This window comes from Sulfurimonas sp., assembly GCF_032250635.1.
Classification (GTDB): domain Bacteria; phylum Campylobacterota; class Campylobacteria; order Campylobacterales; family Sulfurimonadaceae; genus Sulfurimonas.
In genome coordinates this window covers 1-4,830 of sequence record NZ_JAVVFL010000167.1, presented here as the reverse complement: position 1 = coordinate 4,830, position 4,830 = coordinate 1, and the positions used below count along the sequence as shown (strand labels likewise).

General features: G+C 36.0%; 4 protein-coding genes. All 4 read right to left on the bottom strand.

Annotated elements, in window-relative coordinates; translation table 11 throughout:
* Positions 1 to 620, bottom strand: a 620-nt coding sequence (locus tag RQ763_RS09535) for a type I restriction endonuclease (protein ID WP_314152629.1), incomplete at its 3' end; no start/stop codon positions are given.
* A gap of 30 nt (positions 621 to 650) precedes the next feature.
* Positions 651 to 1,760, bottom strand: a complete 1,110-nt coding sequence (locus RQ763_RS09530) for an AAA family ATPase (RefSeq protein ID WP_314152628.1) — start codon at positions 1,758 to 1,760, stop codon at positions 651 to 653.
* A 1-nt stretch (position 1,761) separates the two neighbouring features.
* Positions 1,762 to 3,027, bottom strand: a complete 1,266-nt coding sequence (locus tag RQ763_RS09525) for a restriction endonuclease subunit S (protein WP_314152626.1) — start codon at positions 3,025 to 3,027, stop codon at positions 1,762 to 1,764.
* Between the two features lie 14 nt (positions 3,028 to 3,041).
* Positions 3,042 to 4,583, bottom strand: coding sequence for a type I restriction-modification system subunit M (locus RQ763_RS09520; protein WP_314152625.1), 1,542 nt, complete (start codon positions 4,581 to 4,583; stop codon positions 3,042 to 3,044).
* Positions 4,584 to 4,830: the final 247 nt, after the last annotated feature.

Here is a 4,830-nt window from a genome sequence, read left to right as displayed (position 1 = left end):
GTACCGTTTGAAATGACAAATAGTTGCAAATACTTAAAGAGTGAATGGTCTGCATTGAAGCTCTCTTTAGAGTAGCGGTGCACTTGATTGAAAGCCTCGCGAATGGCTACACCACGCTTTTTTAGCTCGATTTGCACGAGCGGTAAGCCATTTACTAAAATAGTTACATCATAGCGATTAGCCTGCGTACCAGCTTGTTCAAACTGCTTAATCACCTGTAGCTTATTGCGCGTAATATTTTTCTTATCCAGTAAGTAAATATTTTGTATATGCCCGTCATCAAATACAAAATCGTATATATAGTCGTCATGTATTTTACGCGTTTTGTCTATGCTATTATCACTTGGTTTATCTAAATACTCTTCGACAAAGCGCAGCCATTCACCTTCTAAAAACTCTACATTGTTCATGGTTTGCAATTGTACGCGCACATTGGAAAGCATTTTTTGAGGTGTGTTTATATCAAGTAGATAATCATAGCCTTGGTTTTGTAAGTCTTGAATAAGCTCGCGTTCCAAGTCGGCTTCTGTTTGATAACCGCCGCCTTCTTGATCAATCTTAGAGTATTTATCTAAAACGATGAAGTTATTAGATTCTGCTATTACTTTATGTTCTTTCATTTATTTTCCTTCAAACATTTAACTATCGTTTTATTTAAAGCGATACATTTCATTAATTTGTCCCACCAAGTAGCCCAAAACACGCTTATCATCATCTGTAAGGTCAGTCACTTCCTCACTAGAAAATTTAGAGTGGCTAGAGATGTTAATAACGCGTGCCACATAAGGATTAGGTCTTCCATCATCGGTTTGAGGCAATAGGTCTCCCCATTTTTCATAACCGAGGAATGTGGAAGTTTTTTCTAAAATGTTTCTAAGAAAATTAAAGTGGTATTTGTTCAACTGCCCTGTATTGATCGCTTTTTCTAGTTCAGTTTTGAGATAAAGATGATAGGAAAATGGGGAGTCATTTGGTTGATTATTTAAATCATAAGTTCCATCGTCATTTTTTTTCAGCATATATTTTTGTGCACTTCCAAATTCATTATGCAACACATTGTAAAAAAGTGGGTTATGCGTTGTAATGATAAATTTTACTTCTGATGTACTGGATTTAATCAAGTGTGCTAAATGTGCCGCCAACTCAATCAAATGATTTTCATCTAACGAACTAACAGGATCATCAATAAATACATATTCCATCTGATCAAACTGATTCGTTTCACGCTCGCTTGGCTCGGCGACATTCAACACGCTAATAACTTGTTCAAGCAGGCTATAAAAAAGACTCCAGATAAAGTTACTCTCTTCACCTTTTGATATTTTTATATTTTCGGTAGGTTCTTGATTACCGCGCATATAAGAAAACTTAACCTCGGAAAAATCCTCGTTAAAGTGCGGCGTTAATTTTGCATCGGTGTAGTGTTGAAAATTGGCAATAATATTTTGGTCTTGCCCTTGTTCTTGCAGCACCCACTCAGTGAAAGTGTTAGGTTGAATTTTTAATTTCGGCTCGGCATCAAGATCTAAGTCGTTATCCCAGTAAAACAAATCTTCCGTAAAGGCATTATAATAAAGAATTTTTGTGCGAGATAATTCTGCTGGCTCTTGATCTTCTTCATTCACTACTTTCGGTGTAATTAAGTCTTTAAATTCACGCGAAAGACGAGTCTTACCAGTGCCGTTAAAAGCATAAATGAGTTGAACTTTTTTAGTGGAGCCTTTAAGTTGCTGTGCAATTTCTGTTAATGACACTCCCATACTATACCTCACTTTCTACTTTTGGAAAGCTCAAAAGCATATCTCGATAATACTCATACTGCTTTTGGCGTAACTCTATTTCATGCGGTAAGCCTTCGGTAATTGAGTTTGTTAATGCGTCGAATTTATCCAAGATAGAAACTATTCTTTCTTGTTCAGCAAGTGATTTATCTAAATTATTTGGATAAGGAATGGGTATTTTAGCTTTACTTAAACCGTTTGCATTTATTGCAGAAATTTTTCCAGAAGATATATGTTTTTTTATTTGGTCATGAAAAAATTTTGTTCTTGTAAAATAAGCTACATATTTTGGATTTAAAATACTTTTAAAAAAGAAACATGCATCATGAATTACTACACCTGTGTCACCTAACCAAGCTGTACCTTTTCCAATATCTTCAATAGTTTCTCCAGCAGCGACAATTACAACATCCCCATAGTCAGCAACCCTTAACTTTGAGGCTAAATCTTCATCAACAAAAGATTTGGCTTCCTTAGCCCATACATTGTAATGCGTATACATTTCTCCATAATGGATGCATGGGAAACCTTCTTTTTTCATGTCATTTCTTACAAATCTTTTCCCTCTTATAAACTCTCCTATGTCACCTAAAGGTTTCAATTCCACTTCATTATCTTTAAAGCTAAAAAATTGTTCGCGATAGTAGCTATATTGCTTTTTACGCGCGAACAGCTCCGCTGTAAGCTCCGCTGTAAGCTCCGCTGTAAGCTCCGTGAAATTGTCCAAAATTCGGACAATTTCACTTTGCACCTCAAGAGGTGGGATAGGAACTGAAAGTTTTTTAAATCTTGCTTTAGATACATTAAAGCGCGTAACACCATTTGCTGTCTTTGCAATTTCTTTACGCATAAAATTACTACGAAATAAATATTTTGAAAATTCTGGTGTCATCTGAATATCATTATTGAATCTTACACCAAATGAAAAACTATTTAAATAAATTTTTTCATCAAATTGAGCTGTAATGGATGAGGACATTCCTGCTTCATTTGCCGTCTCTGATGAACCTGTAAATAAGACATCGCCATATTTCACTTCATGTTGATTTTCAGAAGAAGACACTTTTACAGAATCAAGATTATCAAAGTTGATTTGTATGTTATTAAAAATATTTTTATATGAAATATATTTAGTATTACCATTATCAAAATCAGATTTACCTTTTCCAGTAAGCCCACCGTAAATTTCCGCTACTTGTCCTAACAGCTTCCATTCTACTTCAACGCCTTCAAGTAGTTTCTCCATAAAACTCGTATGACTCACGCCTCAATCTCCGCAACTATAGCATCAATCTCACTTCTTAGCTTATATATATTTTCTACTGTTGTTTTAAGCTCTGCATTCAGTTTAGCTATATCAATCACTTCACGAGTGTCTTTAGTCTCTATATACGAGCTAACCGATAAATTGTATTCGTTTTTAGCTATCGTATCGTATTCAACCGACGCAGCAAAGTATTCGATATTTTCTTTACTATCAAATGTTTTCATGATTTTTTCGATGTATTCATCGGTTAGTACATTAGTATTGGTTTGTTGCTTAAATAACTTGCTCGCGTCAATAAACTGTGTTTTATTGTCAGTTTTGTGTTTTGAAAGCACCAAGATAGTAACGGCAATTGAAGTACCAAAAAAGAGGTTGGGAGCTAAAGAGATAATGGTTTCAACATAGTTGTTATCTACCAAATATTTACGGATTTTCTGCTCTGCACCGCCACGATAAAAAATACCAGGAAAACAGACAATCGCCGCACGCCCTTTACTAGAGAGATAACTTAACGCATGTAGCACAAAAGCAAAATCCGCTTTTGATTTAGGTGCTAAAACACCAGCTGGAGCAAAACGATCATCGTTGATGAGGGTTGGATCTTCATCTCCAATCCATTTTACCGAATAAGGCGGATTAGAAACAATGGCATCAAAAGGTTTATCATCACCAAAATGTGGATCTATCAGCGTATTACCCAGCGCAAGATTAAACTTGTCGTAGTTAATGTTATGCAAAAACATATTCATGCGGGCAAGATTATAGGTGGTGTGGTTAATCTCTTGACCAAAAAAGCCATCTTCAATGATATGGGCATCAAAGTGTTTTTTAGCTTGCAGTAGTAGCGAACCTGAGCCTGCTGCAGGATCGTAGATTTTATTGACGGTTGTTTGATGATGCATAGCGAGTTGTGCAATGAGTTTCGACACATTTTGAGGAGTGAAAAACTCGCCACCTGATTTACCTGCATTGGCAGCGTAGTTAGAGATCAAAAACTCGTAGGCATCGCCAAACAGATCTATTTGGTTTTCGTGGAACTTGCCAAAACGAAGTTCTGCTACGCCTTTAAGTACCGCACTCAAACGGCTATTTTTGTCGGCAACGGTATTACCTAGACGGTTACTGGTGGTATCAAAATCGGCAAATAAACCTTTGATGTCTGGTTCAGACGGATAGCCATTGGCAGAACTTTCAATAGCGGAAAATATCTTGGCTAAATCGGTATTTAGATTGGGATTATTATTCGCATTGGCGGCAATATTTGCAAACAGCTGGCTTGGGTATATGAAATACCCTTTTGTTTTAATCGCATCGTCCTTGATTTCTGCGGTGATTACATCATCAGAAAGTGCGGCATAATTAACGCTTTCATCACCGCCTTCAATATAGCTGGAAAAATTTTCACTAATAAAACGATAAAACAAAGCACCTAACACATACTGTTTAAAATCCCAGCCATCGACTGAACCACGAACCTCATTTGCAATTTGCCAAATTTGGCGTTGTAGCTCAGCTCGCTGTTGGGTACTTGTCATTATTAAATTCCTTTTTATTTTTATAATTTATTCAAAGATAATTATTTTATCTAAGTTTATAGTAAGAATGGTTGAAATCACTTTTCGTTATGCGATTTTAAAACCCTTGTCTTTTGAGTTCTTTAGCAAATTCACTAAGCCCTCGCTCGATCTTTTCCATAGCAGAATGATTACTTACTGGAACTAGCTGAACCATACCATTTATGAAGTTAGTCTTAAAAATTTGCTCTGTTTCTTTGTGGATAAC